Annotated in this window: 15 protein-coding genes; 10 read left to right on the forward strand and 5 right to left on the reverse strand. The window is 73.1% G+C overall.

Annotated features, from left to right (window positions below):
- Positions 1-57: 57 nt before the first annotated feature.
- Both ABIA35_RS44865 and ABIA35_RS44870 read right to left on the reverse strand, forming a co-directional pair.
- Positions 58-576: a MauE/DoxX family redox-associated membrane protein gene (locus ABIA35_RS44865; RefSeq protein ID WP_370362052.1), complete on the reverse strand. Its 519-nt coding sequence runs from the start codon at positions 574-576 to the stop codon at positions 58-60.
- A 124-nt stretch (positions 577-700) separates the two neighbouring features.
- A complete protein-coding gene (locus ABIA35_RS44870) occupies positions 701-877 on the reverse strand; it encodes a hypothetical protein (RefSeq protein WP_370344394.1) in 177 nt (58 codons plus the stop codon).
- Between the two features lie 198 nt (positions 878-1075).
- Between ABIA35_RS44870 and ABIA35_RS44875 the strand changes: the two genes are divergently transcribed.
- The 4 genes from ABIA35_RS44875 (at position 1076) to ABIA35_RS44890 (ending at position 4750) form a co-directional block, all read left to right on the forward strand.
- Positions 1076-1588: a DinB family protein gene (locus tag ABIA35_RS44875; protein WP_370362053.1), complete on the forward strand. Its 513-nt coding sequence runs from the start codon at positions 1076-1078 to the stop codon at positions 1586-1588.
- 84 nt (positions 1589-1672) lie between these two features.
- Complete coding sequence (locus ABIA35_RS44880) at positions 1673-3157, forward strand: M20/M25/M40 family metallo-hydrolase (protein WP_370362054.1); 1485 nt, start codon at positions 1673-1675, stop codon at positions 3155-3157.
- Between the two features lie 42 nt (positions 3158-3199).
- Entirely contained in the window at positions 3200-3439 is a 240-nt protein-coding gene (locus ABIA35_RS44885) for a helix-turn-helix transcriptional regulator (protein WP_370362075.1), read from the forward strand.
- A 117-nt stretch (positions 3440-3556) separates the two neighbouring features.
- Positions 3557-4750 (forward strand): serine hydrolase domain-containing protein, encoded by a 1194-nt coding sequence (locus tag ABIA35_RS44890; protein WP_370362055.1) that lies wholly within the window; start codon positions 3557-3559, stop codon positions 4748-4750.
- Positions 4751-4778: 28 nt separating this feature from the next.
- On the opposite strand, the gene ABIA35_RS44895 is transcribed toward ABIA35_RS44890, so the two are convergent.
- On the reverse strand, positions 4779-5705 hold the full coding sequence (locus tag ABIA35_RS44895) for a hypothetical protein (RefSeq protein WP_370362056.1): 927 nt from the start codon (positions 5703-5705) through the stop codon (positions 4779-4781).
- Positions 5706-5881: 176 nt separating this feature from the next.
- On the opposite strand from ABIA35_RS44895, the gene ABIA35_RS44900 reads away from it, so the two are divergent.
- The 4 genes from ABIA35_RS44900 (at position 5882) to ABIA35_RS44915 (ending at position 11913) form a co-directional block, all read left to right on the forward strand.
- Positions 5882-6871 (forward strand): TIGR03557 family F420-dependent LLM class oxidoreductase, encoded by a 990-nt coding sequence (locus ABIA35_RS44900; RefSeq protein WP_370344390.1) that lies wholly within the window; start codon positions 5882-5884, stop codon positions 6869-6871.
- Between the two features lie 188 nt (positions 6872-7059).
- On the forward strand, positions 7060-7476 hold the full coding sequence (locus tag ABIA35_RS44905) for a chaplin (RefSeq protein WP_370362057.1): 417 nt from the start codon (positions 7060-7062) through the stop codon (positions 7474-7476).
- 273 nt (positions 7477-7749) lie between these two features.
- Positions 7750-8418 carry a hypothetical protein gene (locus ABIA35_RS44910; protein WP_370344388.1) on the forward strand — a complete coding sequence of 223 codons (669 nt, stop codon included), beginning with the start codon at positions 7750-7752 and terminating at the stop codon, positions 8416-8418.
- Positions 8419-9084: 666 nt separating this feature from the next.
- Positions 9085-11913: a SpoIIE family protein phosphatase gene (locus ABIA35_RS44915; protein WP_370344387.1), complete on the forward strand. Its 2829-nt coding sequence runs from the start codon at positions 9085-9087 to the stop codon at positions 11911-11913.
- Positions 11914-11929: 16 nt separating this feature from the next.
- Here the strand turns inward: ABIA35_RS44915 and ABIA35_RS44920 are convergent, their stop codons facing one another.
- Together ABIA35_RS44920 and ABIA35_RS44925 are read right to left on the reverse strand one after the other, a co-directional pair.
- Entirely contained in the window at positions 11930-12091 is a 162-nt protein-coding gene (locus tag ABIA35_RS44920) for a hypothetical protein (protein WP_370344386.1), read from the reverse strand.
- An 86-nt stretch (positions 12092-12177) separates the two neighbouring features.
- On the reverse strand, positions 12178-14112 hold the full coding sequence (locus ABIA35_RS44925) for a hypothetical protein (protein WP_370362058.1): 1935 nt from the start codon (positions 14110-14112) through the stop codon (positions 12178-12180).
- A 164-nt stretch (positions 14113-14276) separates the two neighbouring features.
- Here ABIA35_RS44925 and ABIA35_RS44930 point away from each other — a divergent pair, with 164 nt between their 5' ends.
- Together ABIA35_RS44930 and ABIA35_RS44935 are read left to right on the forward strand one after the other, a co-directional pair.
- Positions 14277-15071: a glycerophosphodiester phosphodiesterase gene (locus ABIA35_RS44930; RefSeq protein WP_370362059.1), complete on the forward strand. Its 795-nt coding sequence runs from the start codon at positions 14277-14279 to the stop codon at positions 15069-15071.
- Entirely contained in the window at positions 15071-16582 is a 1512-nt protein-coding gene (locus tag ABIA35_RS44935; RefSeq protein WP_370362060.1) for an MFS transporter, read from the forward strand. Before ABIA35_RS44930 ends, ABIA35_RS44935 begins: the two co-directional genes overlap by 1 nt.
- Positions 16583-16682: the final 100 nt, after the last annotated feature.

Here is a 16682-nt window from a genome sequence, read left to right on the forward strand (position 1 = left end):
GTCCGATTCCTCCGAAATCGTCGGCGAGGCGGAAGGGGCGGAAGGGGAGAGCAATCCTCACAGCGAGAAAAGCTCCAGGAATTCGTCGAGGAGGACGACGGCGAGCGCCACGGCGCAGCCGGCGGCCCCGAACACCGCCGTCCCGGCGGCCGGCGGCAGCGCGGCCGATCCCAGAGCGGCGCCGGCCACCGCGGCGGCGGCCAGGGCCGCGTCGCGCACGACGTGGTGGCGGGCCAGCGTCGCCGGCGAGGTCCCGAAGCACAGGCACGGCGCTCTCGTGCCGCGCCGGATGACGAGCGCGGTCGCGCCGGCGAACCCCGCGAGCAGCGCCGCGGCCAGGGCGAACCCGGCCGGGGCCCAGGGGGTGAGCAGCAGCAGGGCGACCGACCACTCGGCCGCGACGGCCGCCGCGGCGACCGCGCCGACGCCGCCGGGCGGGACCAGCCCGAGGTCCCCGACCCAGCCGGCGAAGGCGCGCCGGGCCGCGCCGGAGCGGGTCTTGGAGCCTGCGGCGACCAGGAACAGGACGACGAAGGCCGCCCGCAGGCCGAGCGCGAGAGACTGGTGCCACTGCATGCCAGGAATGCCCACCGTGAAAGAAGAAAGAGTCCGAACGAAAGGGGAGAACCCCCAAAAGAGGACGCCGGACTACACTGCCGGCATAACCCGGCGCCCCGTGTTCACTGCTGGTGCCGCTGGATCAGCAGGTGCCGACCTGGTGGCAGAACTCCGCGCCGGTGCAGTTGTTCGTGCAGTACATCTTGGCGTGGTTCCAGCAGGTGTAGTACGGGTCGTTCGGAATGCACGCCGAGGCCTTGGCCTTCGGCGCCAGTCGCGCGACGAGCTTGTCGGCCGCGGCGTTGAGGATACGAGCCACTTGACACCATCCTTGTGAGAGGTTTGTGAGCAGCGATCGCTTCATCAGTATTCGTAGTTATGAATCAGATGGCTGTCAAGGCTTCTGTCGCTTGGGATTATTGTGGACATGTCTGTCAATGGCCGCTCATGACCGCCCCTGGGACACGCGCTTCTCAGACGCCTGTGACTGTCGGCGCGCCGCGATAGCGTGAACCGCATGAGAGGCCATGATCTCCTTGTCGACGCCTTCGGGCGGGTCCACGAGTCCGTCCACGCCGCCGTCGCCGGGCTGTCCGTGGACCAGCTGCACCGCCGCCTCGACGACGACGCCAACCCGGTCGGCTGGCTCGTCTGGCACCTGACCCGCGTGCAGGACGACCACGTCGCCGACGTCGCGGGCCTGGAGCAGGTCTGGACGTCCCAGGGCTTCGACGCCAAGTTCGGCTCGCCGTATCCGGTGGGCGCCGTCGGCTACGGGCAGTCCTCGCACGAGGTGGGCAAGCTGACCGTGCCCTCGGCCGAGGCGCTGACGGACTACCACGACGCGGTGCACGAGCTCACCGTCGACTACGTCAAGGGCCTGAACGACGAGGACTTCGACCGCGTCGTCGACACCCGGTGGGACCCGGCGGTGACGCTGGGCGTGCGGCTGGTCAGCGTCGTGAACGACACGCTCCAGCACGTCGGGCAGGCCGCCTATGTGCGCGGGGTCCTGCTGCGCGAGAACTGAGGCCCCCGGAGGGAGGAGACGTCCGGCGCTGCGGCGAGTAGGTTCCGCAGCGACGGCACTCCCCCGAATCCCGGCAGGTGCATCGTGACAGAGCACGGATCCCCCCGCTCCGGCCCGTCCAGGCGGCAGGCCCTCTCCGGTGCCGCGGTGCTCGGCGCCGCCGCGACGCTCGGCGGGACCGGCACGGCCGCCGCCGCGGCGAGCAACGCCGCGAACGACACCAACGATGCCGGCGCCGGGCACGGCATCGGCACGACCCCGATCGGCATCGGCCGCCAGCAGCCCGGCCGCGAACTGCGCGCGCTGCTGGCCGCCGTCGACCCGGCGCGGCTGAAGGCCACCGTCCTGAAGCTCACGACGTTCGGCACCCGGCACACGCTGTCCAGCCAGACCGATCCGGCGCGCGGCATCGGTGCGGCGACGGACTGGGTGGCGGCACAGTTCGAGGCGATCGCGGCGGCCTCCAGCGGCCGGATGACGGTCGCGCGGCAGAGCTTCGTGCAGCCGGTGGGGCCGCGCATCCCGGTGCCCACGACGATCACGAACGTGATCGCGACGCTGAAGGGCACCGCGGCCACCGAGCGCGTGTACGTGGTCACCGGGCACCTGGACTCGCGTGTCACCGACGTCATGAACTTCACCAGCGACGCCCCCGGCGCCGACGACGACGCCTCGGGCGTGGCGGCGGTGCTGGAGATGGCGCGGCTGTTCGCCACCCGCGGCTTCCCCGGCACGCTGGTGTTCGCCACGGTCGCCGGCGAGGAGCAGGGGCTGTTCGGGTCGGCGTACATGGCCCAGCAGATGAAGGCCGCCGGGACCGACGTGCAGGCCATGTTCAGCAACGACATCATCGGGGCCAGCAGCGCCTGGGACGGCACACCGCCGGAGCCGCACACGGTGCGGCTGTTCGTCGAGGGCGTCCCCACCTCGGAGACCCCCGCGCAGGCCGTGATCCGCCAGGAGGTCGGCGGCGAGAACGACGGCCCCTCGCGCCAGCTGGCCCGGTTCGCGCAAGACGTGGCCGCCAACGACGCGACCGGCATGGACATCCGCGTGATCTGGCGCCGCGACCGCTACCTGCGCGGCAGCGACCACATCTCGTTCCTACAGCAGGCCTACCCGGCCGGGCGCTTCACCGAGCCGCGGGAGAACTTCAACCACGAGCACCAGGACACGCGGGTCGCCGACGGCGTGCAGTACGGCGACCTGGCAGAGTTCTGCGACTTCGACTACCTGGCCCGGGTCACCCGCGTCAACGCCGCGACGCTGTGGTCCCTGGCCGCCGGCCCCGGCACGCCGAAGGGCGCGACCGTCCTGACCACGCCGCCGGCGAACTTCAGCGGGACCAACAGCACCACGCTGACCTGGACCCGCGGCGACGACGCCGGGCTGGCCGGGTACGAGGTGGTGCTGCGGGAGACCACCGCGGCGGTGTGGACCGAGGCGCTGGCGGTCGGGGACGTGACGAGCGTGACGCTGCCGATCGCTAAGGACAACGTGCAGTTCGGGCTGCGCGCGGTCGGGCCGGGCGGGTTGCGGAGTCCGGTGGCGTTTCCGGCGGTGGGGTAGGCCGGTGGCGTTTCCGGCGGTGCGCCGCCGCACGTTCCGGCGCTGGCCGAGAAGGTCGGGCTGTCCGAGCGTCAGCTGCGGCGCCGGTTCACCGAGGCGGTCGGGTACGGCCCGAAGGCTCTGCACAGCATTCTGCGTTTCCAGCACGCTCTGGACCTCGGCCGGCGTGGTGACCCGGGCCTCGCCGCGATCGCCTACCAGGCCGGGTACGCCGACCAGGCCCACTTCACGCGGGAAGTGCGGCGGCTGGCCGGGATGACGCTGACCGAACCGCTCGGGTAGAGCGGGCAGGACGGGCCGGATGGGCCGGATGGGCCGGATGGGTAGGCCGGGTAGGGCTGGCCCTACCTGGGGCTAGCCCCATTTCGTGCGCTGACACGGCTCAGCAGAATCGATCGCATGACAGCTTTCGCGCGCCGCGCTGCCGCCTTGACCATCGCCTGCTCCACCTTCGCCGGTCTGACCGCCGTATCGAGCACGTCCGCCTCCGCCACCGCCGCGCCATCCTTCCCGCCGCTGAACCCGGCGGCCCTCCAAGCGGCGATCCAGACCCTCCCGAGCGACGGCGCCGCCGGGGACATCGTCCGGGTCGGCGAGCCGGGCCAGCTGTGGACGGGGTCCACGGTCGACGCCGAGACCGGCCGGCAGATCCCGCCGAACGCGCACTTCCACGCCGGCAGCATCGCCAAGACCTTCGAGACCGTCGTGATCCTCCAGCTGGCCGGCGAGGACCGCATCGACCTCGACCAGAGCGTCCAGCACTACATGCCGGGCCTGCTGCCGGACAGGTTCACGCCGATCACCGTCCGCCAACTCATCACCTTCACCAGCGGCCTGCCGGACGTCGACGAGGGCGCGCCGCCGACCACCGCCGACCAGGTCATCGCCACCCGCTACACCTACCGGACCTTCGACCAGATCATCCAGCAGACCCTGAGCCCGGTCGGCCGCCCGGGGCCCGTGTCGCACTTCACCCCCGGTACCGAGCAGGAGTACAACTCCCTCGGCTTCCGCATCGCCGGCGCGCTGATCGAGCACATCACCGGCCACTCCTACAAGCAGGAGCTGACGGAGCGCGTCCTGCGTCCCCTGCACCTGACGCAGACCTCGGTGCCCGGGGACGACCCGGTGATGCCCAAGCCCTACCTGCACGGCTACATGACCGACGACGAGGGCCGGGCCGTGGACGTCAGCGAGCAGGGCGGCGACCCCTCCAACCTGATCACCACCCCCGCCGACCTGGACCGCTTCATCACGGCGCTGATGCAGGGCCGCCTGCTGCCCGCCGCCCAGCAGCAGGAGCTGTTCACGCTGCCGACCGACGCCCAGGGCCACCTGCTGCCGTTCGTCAACGGCACCTCCTGCCCGAAGGTGGCCTGCTTCGGCGCCGGGCTGATGTCCACGACCCTGCCGAACGGCGTGGTGCTGTGGGGCAAGACCGGGCACGACGACGGGTACGCCAACGGCATGTTCGCCACACGGGACCTGTCGATCCGCGCCGTGTACTCGGTCTCGAACCTGAGCGTGGACTTCTCGGCGCCGAGTCCGCTGAGCCAGCGGTTGATCGGTGCGGTGCTGACGCCGGCGAAGTAGGCCCTACAACCAGGCCCTACAACCAGCCCTACAACCTTCCGTAGGCCCGCAACACCCGCAGCGCCTTCACCGTCACCCCCGGCCGCGCCTCCACCTCCGTGGTCGCCGACCACTTCGCCCAGTTGATGGGCCACCCGCCGTCCGCTTCCTGCGATGCGGCCAGGTGGTCCAGGCTGCGGGCCATCTCCTCGTCGGTGAACCAGGCTCGGGCCAGTCCCGCGGGGTCCGGGGCGTAGTCGTGCGGGAGGTGGTACTCGCCCTCGGCGTAGCCGGGGGCGAGTACCGCGTCCTCGGGGTGCGCCGGGTCCAACAAAACCGTGCGCTGCTCGCGCAGGAGTTTGCCGATGCGGTCGGCCTGGGCGGCGGCCCATGCGCGGTCGGGGGCGGCGTCCAGGAACATCAGGGCCGACTGCACTCCGTAGGGATGCGTCTGCTCCATGGCCTCGACCTCGCGGCGCGCGAAGGCGACCGCCGCCGGGATCCAGGGGTGGGTGACGCCGCTGCGCAGGGCCGGGCCCAGGACCTGGCCGGTGGTCAGCAGGTCGGCGGCGGGGTCGGCGGTGACCGGGAGCCACGGGGGATGGGGGTAGGCGGCCAGGGTCGGCAGGACCGCCGGGACGCCGCCTTCGGCGGTGGTGACCGTGGTCAGCCAGTCCAGGACCGGGGTCACCGATGCCGCGTCCGGGCGGCCGGCGTCCTGGAGCACCGCCAGGGCGGTGGCGGCGGTCAGAGGTTGGGGTTCGGGGCCGCGGATGTCCGGTTCGAGTCCGTAGGCGTAGCCGCCGTCGGGGGTGCGGTACGCCGCCAGGGCCGCGGCCAGGCCGGAGCCGTCGGGGGCGCCGCCGAACAGCAGCTCGAAGCGCCGTTGCTCCAGCACACGGCCGGAGGTCCACACGAAGGCCGCGGCCCGCTCAAGCGCCGATGCCGATGCCGCCGGGGAAATGTTGTGGTTCATGCCTCGAAGCTATCCGCGCGCGACCGGCCCGTCTTGAACGTTCCGGCCACCGTGGGCGCGGTGCCGACACCGTGCCCAAGGCCACAGCGATCGCACACGACATGTACAGGACCCTGCTCTAAGGTCGGCTATGACGTAGCAGTGAACATGTTCCAGTTTCGTTGGGAGCCATAGTCGTGAGCACACCGCATATCGGTTACGCCGCCATGTTGGAGCAGTTCGGGCCGATCGAGGTCACCGAATACTCGGCGCTGGCCGAGCAGCACGGGTTCACCGGCACCATGGCCGCCGACCACTTCCAGCCGTGGGTGCCGCAGCAGGGCAACGCGCCGTTCGTGTGGAACGTGTTGACCGCGATCGGCGAGCGCACCGGGACGGACCTGGGGCCGGGCGTGACCTGTCCGTCGTTCCGGATGCACCCGGCGATGGTGGCGCAGGCCTCGGCGACGCTGGAGGCGATGTACCCCGGGCGGCACTGGCTGGGGCTGGGGTCCGGGGAGGCGCTGAACGAGCACATCATCGGCGGGTACTGGCCCGAGGCCCCGACCCGGGTGGCGATGATGTTCGAGGCCATCGAGGTGATCAACAAGCTGTTCACCGGCAAGGACGTGAAGTACTCCGGCAAGTACTTCACGCTGGAGACCACCCGGCTGTGGACGATGCCCTCGACCCCGCCGCCGATCTACATCGCTGCGGCCGGCCCCTACACCTCCCGCAAGACCGGCGAGCTGGCCGACGGCATCATCACCCCGGGTGCGGCGCACTCCAAGGTGGCCGGGGTGTTCGAGAACTTCGCGGCCGGGGCGCGCAAGGCCGGCAAGGACCCGGACACCATGCCGAAGATCCTCCAGCTGCACCTGTCCTGGGCGCCGACCGACGAGGAGGCGCTGGCCAACGCGGTGACCGAGTGGCCCAACGGCGGGATGAAGTTCCCCAAGCAGGACATCCGCTCGCCGTTCGACTTCGAGCAGATGGCCAAGCTGGTGCGGCCGGAGGACTTCGAGGGCCGGATGGTCATCTCCTCCGACCCCGACGTGCACCGGGCCTCCATCCAGGCCTTCCTGGACCTCGGCGTGGACCGGATCTACCTGCACAACGTGGGCCGCAACCAGGCCGAGTGGATCGAGGCCTTCGGCCGCGAGGTGCTGCCGAAGCTGACCCGGTAGGTCCCGGTAGGTCCCGGCTGCCACGGCGGCCGCGGCGGCCACCAGTGTGATCATGCGCCGACTGGCCCGGATGGCTGACATCCGGGCCAGTCGGCGCTTCGCGTCCGCAACCGGTGGCGCGGATGTTCGTTGTCGATCTCACAAGGGGCGGTCGACGCCCCGGTCTCATCGACTCCCCAAGGACATCCATGCACGGGTTCGTGAAGAAGGGTCTGCTGCTCTCGCTGGCGGCCGGCTCGCTGATGGTCACCGGCGCCGGCGCCGGCGCCGCCGCGGCGTCCGACTCGGCCGCCACCGAGGGCGCCGCCGCCGACAGCCCCGGGCTGGCCTCCGGCAACGTGGCGCAGGTTCCGGCGGACGTGCCGGTGCAGGTGTGTGGGGACGCCGCGTCCGTCGCCGCCGCGCAGACCGACGCCGAGGGCAACAGCTGCGACAACGTGCGCACCGGGGCGAAGGCCGTCGGCGCCGCCGCGGACTCCCCCGGCGCCGTCTCCGGCGACGTGGTCCAGGTCTCGGCCAACGCGCCGGTCCAGGCTTGCGGCGACGCGCTGTCGGTCCTCGGCTTCGGCACCGGCGCCGAGGACAACCACTGCGTGAACGGCTGAGCGGTCGAACACCCTGGTCGAACACCCGATCAGAACCGGTCATGACTGAACACTGCTGAACACCTCCCGAACACCCCCGCACCACCTCCCGGTCCGGCCCCGCCATGCGGCGGCGGCCGGACCCGGACTTTCCGAGGTCTTTTGGTCCCTCTTTCGGGGGAACGCAGGGTTCGGGCACCGCATACTCACCGCTGTGGGCAACACACTGACCGTCAGGTCCGCAGCCCAGGAGGGTGCGGCGCAAATGGGGAGAAAATGGGGAGGTGGGTACGCGTGGCTACCCGGCACAGGAAACCCGGCCCGATACGCAAGACCGCTGAGACGCTGCTGGGCGGCGCCGCGGGCATCGGGGCGGTGACCGCCGTGGCCACCGTGCTCCACACCGGGGCGGGCACCCCCGCCGCGGCCGGGACGTCCGCCCAGAGCGCGCCGTCGCAGCCGGGGGCGTCCTCCGGCGGCGGCGTCGGCGCCGACCCGGCCGTGGCGGTGGTCGGCAGCACCGTGGCGACGACCGCCCTGACGCCCGCGCCGGCGGCGCCGAGCGCGACGGATTCGTCGGCGCCCTCGGGCGGCGCGGACGGGGACGGGACCGATACGCGCATACAGTACGAACCCACTCACGCGGCTCCCACGGCCCCGGCGCTGACCTTCGCGCCGAACAGCCCGCAGCCCACGCAGGGGCCTTCGACGCCCGCACCGGTGCTGCGTTCGCGACCGCCGGTCCCGCCGACCGGCGAGCCCAGCCAGCCGGCACAGACCCCGACCGACCCGCCGGTCACCACATCGCCGGCGCCGCCGACCACACCGCCGTCCCACGCGCCCTCGCAGCCCGGGGGCGGCGATGGAGGCGGCGGAGGCGGGGGCATCGGCGGCCTGCTGGACGGCATCCTGGGCACGCTCGGGAGCGTGACCGGGCTGCTCGGCGGGCTCGGCCGGCACTGAGCTGTCTGTGCGGCCGCCTGTGCGCTCCTGCGCGCTCTTCTGTGCGCTCTTCTGTGCGCTCCCAGTGCGGCCGCACCCGCACAGGCCCCTGATTGTCAGTGGTTTGACACCGGGTCCGGGTGCGGAATCATTGTCCTGGCACCGCGTCCGTGTTATGCATCTCACGCGGCGCTCCGTCGAGCACGCATGCCCGCAGCACACCGAACCTCAGGTCGCGGGCATGACGGCGACCACGCCGCGGCCAGCAGTGCGGCACCGGTATCGGTGATCGTCAAGTCGGCGCGATAGCCCTCGCCCCGATGACTGGCTACCTTGAACTGCACGAGTGCGGAGGCTGAGACGGGAGCGGAGGATGACGCGGCAGGGGTTGGGGTCGTCGGGGCGGTCAAGGCCGGCACGCCACGTCGTCCATCCCCGGTTTGGGTGTCAACATCCTGGCATTGCCGCGATCTTCGCGCGCCGATGCCACGATCGGGGACACCGGCTATCGCCCGGGCCGGAACGGGGAACAACGTCCGTGGCCGGGCCGCTGGTGAGGCGGCCCCTCGACCGGGCAGAAGCGCCGCGCCGGATGGGGCAAACCACGGCGCGCGGTGAGGATGTGTCGGCATGATTGTGTCTGGGCCCCCGCCGGGGTCCGCACGGACCACCCACAGGACGGCGGGAATGGCGTCGGCGTTCGACCTCTCCGGTTTCTCGGTCACCGACATGGTCGTCGCCTCCGGCGAACTGCGATCCGCCACCGCCGGGGCCACCTCCATGGAGGAGGGCTCCGCGGCCATCGTGGAGTGGCTGCGGCACGCCTTCACCGACCCCGCGACCGGCCGCCCGGCCTTCGCGCTGGCCCGGATGTTCCACACCGTCACCTGGGACCGCCTCACCCCCGACCTGCGCTCCTACGTCGGCACCCGGGACCCGGCCGCGGCGGCCAAGGACGACGGCCTGCCGTACCTGACCCTGCTGGCCACCTCCGGCGACCACCCGCACTGGGGGGACCGCCGCAACAGCCGCGACCACCAGGCGATCCCGCTGTCGGCCTCGGACGTGGTGCGGCGCGCGCCGCTGGCGCTGGCGCTGCTGGACCGGCTGCTGGGCCTGCAGCCGACCCCCGACCCGGTGGCCGCGCGGCCGCACGGCGGTGAGCCGCCGGGCCTGTCGGCGCGGCTGCGGGACCGGTTCGACGTCTTCCACGTCCCCGAGGCGCTGGGCAGCCCGTACGTGCCGACGCCGGAGTTCGTGCGCGACTACCAGATCCGCTCGGCGATCGCGCTGGGCGCGGTGCTGGACTCCGGCGGGCCGGACCACCCGGATCTGCCCGGGGTGCGCAACACCTCGCTGTACACGGCGCTGCTGTATTCGCGGGTCCGCATCCCGGCCGAGACCGCGACGCACTTCCGGACGCTGGCCGCGGCGATCCGGCTGGCGCTGACCCCGCTGCTGACCGTCCCGCTGTTCGCGCCCTCTCCCCCGGCGGCCGGGCACCAGGTGTTCGGGGCCCGCAACGGCAACGGCTCGAGCAGCGGCACCGGCAACGGCGTGAGCGCCTCGGCGCCGTCCGGGAACGGCGTCCCGGCTCCGGCGCCCGCGCCGGAGATCTCAGGGAACGGACACCGGCCGCCGGCGCCGCTGGTACCGCAGCAGGCCTCCGCGCCGCCTCCGTCGTCCTCCTCGGTGCCGGTCGCCGACGGCAACGCCGCGACGCTGGCCGCCGAGGCCGAGCTGCGGGCCTCGCAGCGACGGCTGACGCAGGAAACGCGGATCGTCGAGACGCTCTACATGATCGGGCAGTCGCTGCACCGGGAGCTGGACACCCGCAAGATCGCCAAGCTCGCCACCGACGCCGCGACCACCGCGATCGACGCCGAGTTCGGGTCCTGCTTCTACACCCTGACCTCCACCAACGGCCAGGCCCAGACCCGGTTCGCGCTGGCCGGGACGATCCCGGCCGAGCGCTTCGAGAACCTGCCGATGCCCCGGCCGACCTCGCTGGTGGGCGCGGCGTTCCCGGGCACCGCGCCGATCCGCTCCGGCGACATCGCCGCCGACCCCCGCTACGGCCAGCGCGCGCCGTTCCACGGCCTGCCGCCGGGGCACCCGCCGGTGAAGTCGTTCCTGGCACTGCCGATCACCACCATCGGCGGCACGGTCCTGGGCTCGATGTACTTCGGCCACTCCGAGCCGAACCGGTTCACCGAGCGCGACGAGCAGATCGTCAAGGGCATCGCCGGCCAGGCGGCCTCGGCGATGGACAACGCGCGGCTGTACCGGCAGGAGCGCGAGACCGCGGTGGAGCTGCAGAACTCCCTGCTGCCGGCCTACCCGCCGCGGCTGGCGGAGCTGGAGATCGCGTTCACCTACCTGCCCGGCGCGCAGGGCACGCAGGTCGGCGGCGACTGGTTCGACGTGATCCCGCTGGCCGGCGGCCGGGTGGCACTGGTCATCGGCGACGTGATGGGACGCGGCATCAAGGCCGCGGCGATCATGGGGCAGCTGCGCACGGCGGTGCGCGCCTACGCGGTGATGGACCTGCCGCCGGGGCAGATCATGCACCTGCTGAACCGCCTGGTCTGCACGATGCCGGCCTCGGCGGCGAGCAGCTCGGCGGCGATCAGCGCCCTGAGTGCCTCCGGCACGCACCCGGCCGGGATCGGGGCCCTGGGACCGGTCGACGACGGGGTCACCGAGCAGATCGCGACCTGCGTGTACGCGGTCTACGACCCGGCCGAGGAGGTGCTGACCTGGGCCAGCGCCGGCCACATGCCCCCGGCGCTGATCACCCCGGCCGGCACCGCGCACCTGCTGGAGGACGACCTCGGGATGCCGCTGGGCATCGAGGAGGCGGTCTTCGACGAGAAGGTCCAGCCCCTGGGCGGCGGCAGCAGGCTGCTGCTGTACACCGACGGCCTGGTGGAGTGCCACAACGCACCGCTGACCGAGCGCCTGAACCGCCTGGCCACCGAACTGGTCCGGCCCGAGGACGGCCCCCTGGGCACCTCGGCCCCGCTGGGCGCGGAGACCGTCCAGCGCACCTGCGACCGCCTGCTGCACGCGATGCTCTCCGGCGACGAGCACGACGACGTGGCCCTGCTGATGGTCCGCACCCGGCAGACCCGCATCCGCAAGGCGGCCCTGGACCTGGACCCGGACCCGATGGCCGCGCGCGCGGCCCGCCGGTTCGTGACGACCACCCTGCAGGAGTGGGAACTGGAGCACCTGACCGACGACGTGCTCTCGGTGGTGACCGAACTGGTCACCAACGCCACCCAGCACGCCGCGACCACCAGCCAACTGGCCCTGCGCTCCCACCCGGGCCGCCTGATGGTGGAGGTCGCCGACGCCGACGGCCGCATCCCGCGCCCGGCGGTGACGCAGCACATGGACGAGCGGCACCGCGGACTGCTGATAGTCGCGCAGCTGTCGCGGCGGTGGGGGGTGCGGCCCACGGAGCACGGGAAGATCGTGTGGGCGGAGATGAGCGAGTCGGCGGAGATGTGAGGCTGGGGCGGGGCCCTTAATCCCGCGGCTGCTTCTCCTTCGGCAGCGGCGCTCCCCCGCTGATCCCGCTCGCGATCGAGACGGTCGAGGCGGCCTCGGCGACCGTCGTACCCAGGTCCGTGTACAGCGGTGCCTTGGCTGCGCGCAGCGCCCTGCGAAGCCGGGTGAGGAACTCCATGCCCGGCAGGCTAGCTGAGGCCCGCGCGACTGTGCGACCGGCGTGCGACCGGCGTGCGACCGGCACCCGACCCGCGTCCGACCGCCCTACAGCAGCGGCCGCAGCGCCTCGCGCACCCGCCGCTCCACCACCGCCAGCGCCAGGTTGGCGTCCTCGCGGGCGAACGGGGCGCCCTCGCGGTCCACCAGCGGGCCGTGGGGGCCGCTGCGGCCGCCGGCGACGCCGAGTTCGCGCAGCGACGTGCGGGCGCCGTCGGCCGCCGGCAGGCCGCGGGCGGCGGCGCGGTCCAGGACCGCGCGGCGGTGGCGCCAGCGCCAGGGGTCGGCGGCCGCGCCGGCGGCGGCGTGCGGGGCGGCGAACAGCAGGCGCGGGGCCGAGGCGGCGGCGTGCCAGCCCTCGACCAGAGCCGCCGCGACCCCCAGGCCCGGCAGGCGGTCCACGCCTCGGTAGGCCGCCGCGACCGGCTCCAGGACCAGGCCGTGGATCTCGATCAGGGCCAGGCCCGGGGCGGCCGAGCCGGACAGGTAGACCGTCACCACGGTCTCGGCCGGGTCCGCCGCGATGCGGAAGCGGCGGAAGACCCGGGGCCCGGCGGTGTTGCGGGGTGAGGGCAGCAGGCGCAGGGAGGCGTCGGTGGTCTGGCCGACGGCCAGGACCGGGCCGGTGGCGACCACGAAGTCGTCCCAGGCCACCTTGTCCAGCAGCCCCTCCGGGCCCAGGCCCGGCACGCCGGCGGCCAGCGCCTCGGTCACGCGCTCGATCAGGTCCTCGACGTCGTAGCGGATCGGGCCGGTCTCCAGCAGCCAGCGGCGGCGCAGGACCTGGCGGCCCGAGCCGGCGAAGGGGCGCGCGGGGTCGGCCAGGACCTGGCGCTCGCTGGGGGCGCGCGCGGCGAGTTCGGCCAGCGCGCGGCGGGCCCAGACCGTCTCGGTGGTGATCCAGCGGTGCGTGCCGAAGCGGTCCCGGCGCAGCTTGTCGACCAGCACGTGGCGGGCCGCCAGCCGCTCGGCCAGCACGATCAGCCACGCGGTCAGGGCCCCGGCCAACGGGACGAACAGCCAGGCCACCCACGGCGCGCCGGGGCCGGCGTCGTGGAAGCGCGCCGGGACGCGCAGACCGAAGGGGTGCGCCAGGCCCGCCGCCGAGGCGATCGCGCCCGCGCCGGCCACGCCCCACACCAGCGCCACGAAGCGGGCCAGCGGGGCGAACGAGGGCGTCGCGACCCGCCCGGCCGGCGCGGGGCCGGTCTGCGGCGGCCGCAGGGCGTCGGCGGGCCCCGAGCCGGAGCCGGCCCAGTCCTCGGGGCGGCCGGTCTGGCCGTCGCCCGGCACGCCACGCCCGGCGCCGGCCAGCAGCAGCCGCAGCCCGGCGCCCCACACCAGCCACGCCGCGACGGTCCACACCGACACCAGCAGCGCGACGCCGATCAGGGCGACCAGCGCCATGTCCCGGTGCAGGCGGCGGGTGCGCGCGGCCAGCGCGTGGCGCAGCACCAGGACTTCGTCGACGCCGGACGCCGGGGCCGGGGCGCGGCCCTCGTCGAAGACGAACTCCTTCAGGGCGCGCCGGGTGAAGGCGGCGTCGAGGTGGGTGGCGGCGCACAGGTAGCGGGTGGCTTCGTCGCCCGGGGCGGGGGCGGACCAGGTGGGGGTGGGGATGGGGGTTAGGCGGGGCGCGGTCGGGGCGGTGGCCACGCTGGGGGCGGGGGCGACGTACTCGGCGGGGCGGGCAGGCCCGGGGCCTGGTGCGGGGTCGCGTCTTTTTTCGGGGCCTGGTGCGGGGTCGTATCCGGGATCTGCTTCGGAATCGGGATCTGCTCCAAGGCCGGAGCGGCGCTCCTCACCCGGTTTCGCACGTCCGGCCCCGCCGCCGAACAGCACCTCGCCGAGGATGTCCGAGGCACGGCGTAACCGCCCGCCCCCGCCGGCCTGCTCCGAGTCCTGCTCCGGGGCAGGGTCCAGGTCGGCGTCGTCGCCCCCGGCCGACTCAGCATCGTCCGCCGTCCGGCCCGCCGTACTCAACCCGCACTCCCCACGCTCGCTCGCGCCATCGCGCCCTCAGCAAACCATGAAACTCGCTCCCCCCGGGCTGCGATCGCATCAGAGTATGGACTGGCGGCCTGCCGCGCATGCCGCCACGCGCACTTTGATGAAGTTGTGACCCGGCGCTTGGGATACTTGCGCCCATGTCCGCCCGCACCGCCCGCCACGCGTTCCTCGACCACCCCGGCCCCATCGCGTTCGCCCACCGAGGCGGCGCCGACGGTCCGGCCGGCGAGAACACGCTGTCCGCGTTCAAGATCGCCGTCGACACCGGCTACCGGTACCTGGAGACGGACGTGCACGCCACGTCCGACGGCGTGCTGCTGGCCTTCCACGACCGGCGCCTGCAGCGCGTCACGGACGCCAAGGGCCGCATCCGGGTGCTGACCGCCGCCGAGGTGGCCCAGGCGCGCATCGGCGACGAGCCGATCCCGACGATGGCCGACCTGCTGGAGGCCTTCCCCGACGCGCGGTTCAACATCGACGTCAAGGAGCCGAACACGATCGGCCCGCTGACCGTCCTGCTGCGCCACATGAACGCGGTGGACCGGGTCTGCATCAGCTCCTTCTCCGACACCCGCCTGGCCGCGATGCGCGCCGCGTTCGGGCCCGCGCTGTGCACGAGCGCCGGGCCGCGCGAGGCGTTCCGGTTCTGGCGGGCCTCGCGCCGTCTCAAGCCCGGTGAGGTCCCGGAGGCGGACCTGCTGCCGCCGCTGGACGCCGCGTGCCTGCAGCTGCCGCCGGCCCTCGGGCGCATCGTCGTGGTCGACGACCGGCTGCTGGCCGCCGCCCGCACCGTCGGGCTGCCTGTGCACGTGTGGACCATCAACGAGGCCGCTGACATGGAACGGTTGCTCGACCTGGGCGCGGACGGCATCATGACCGACCGGCTGGACACGCTCAAAACCGTGCTGACGAAACGAGGGACCTGGTCCTGATGCCGATCGACGACACCGCCGACGCGTTCACCGCCGACGGCGCCGGGGTCTCCTCCACGCTGGGCTCCGTGGGCCCACTCGCGGCCGGGGGTGGTGCCGCGGTTTTCGCTGAGCCGACCACGCAGGCGCCGGACATAGCCGAACCCGCCGCCGAACCCACAGAACCACCCGCCGACCCGGCCCAGCTCTCCCGCCGCAAAGGCTGGTACCGCTACGCCTGGGGCGCCCACGCCTTCCCCACCACCGTCACCGCCGTCTTCCTCGGGCCCTACCTCACCGACATCGCGCGCAACGCCGCCGGCGGCGACAACCACTACCTGCACCTGGCGGGCCTGAGCGTGCGGGCCGAGTCCTTCTACCCCTTCGCCGTCACCGCCGCCGCGCTCCTGCAGGCCGCGGTCCTGCCGCTGGTCGGCGCCGCCGCCGACCGCAGCGGGCGCACGCGCGGGCTACTGGCCGGGGCGATGGGCCTGGGTGTCGTCGCGACCCTGCTCTTCTACACCGTCACCGGCGGCGCCTACCTGTGGGGCGGCGCGCTGTTCCTGGCTGCTTCGCTGGGCTACTCCACCGCCAATGTGCTGGCCAACGGCTACCTGCCGACGCTGGCCGAGCCCGACGAGCGCGACGCGATCAGCTCCAAGGGCTGGGCCGTGGGCTATCTCGGCGGCGCCGTGCTGCTGACCGTGAACCTGGCGATCTACACCGCGCACAGCGCACTGGGCCTGTCCGAGGGGCACGCCGCGCGTGTCGCGCTGGCCTCGGCCGGCCTGTGGTGGCTGGTCTTCGGCACCGCCGGGATCCGGCGGCTGACCGCCGGCACCTCGCGGCTCCCGCGGGACCGGCGCCCGGAAGGAGCAGGCCCGGACTCCGGGACCGGCTACCGCCAGCTCGGCCGGACCCTGGCGGCACTGTCGCGCAACCGCAACGCGCTGCTGTTCCTGCTCGCCTACATGGCCTACAACGAGGGCGTGCAGACCGTCATCTCCTTCGCCTCCACCTACGGCACCAAGCAGCTGGACCTCGGCCAGTCCGTGATGGCCAGCGCCATCCTGGTGGTGCAGTTCGTGGCCTTCGGCGGGGCGCTGTGGATGGGGCGGCTGGCCGCGCGGCACGGGACCCGGCGGACCATCAGCGGCTCGCTGCTGGCCTGGATCGTGCTGCTGGCCGCGGCCTTCGTGATGACCAAGCACGCCGCCTGGCAGTTCTACGTCCTGGGCTGCGCGATCGGCCTGGTGCTCGGCGGGACGCAGGCGCTGTCGCGCTCGCTGTTCGCGCAGATCATCCCGGCCGGGCAGGAGAGCGAGTACTTCGGGCTGTACGAGGTCAGCCAGAACGGCGTGGCCTGGATCGGCTCGCTGACCGTGGCGCTGGCGATCCAGTTCACCGGGTCCTACCGGCTGGCGATCATCTCGCTGGTGGTGTTCTTCGTGGTGGGGCTGGTGCTGCTGGCGCGCACCGATCTGCGCACCGCCATCCGCACCGCCGGCAACCCGGTCCCCGAACGTCTGTAGCCCGCCAGGCCCTCCTCCCCAGGTCACCATCACGCAGTGTGACAAAGCCCACGTCGCACTACTCCTATGAAGCGACTAAAGACGTTTGCCCGTTTTTGCC

Origin of the sequence: Catenulispora sp. MAP12-49 (genome assembly GCF_041262705.1) — a bacterium.
Taxonomy (GTDB): domain Bacteria; phylum Actinomycetota; class Actinomycetes; order Streptomycetales; family Catenulisporaceae; genus Catenulispora.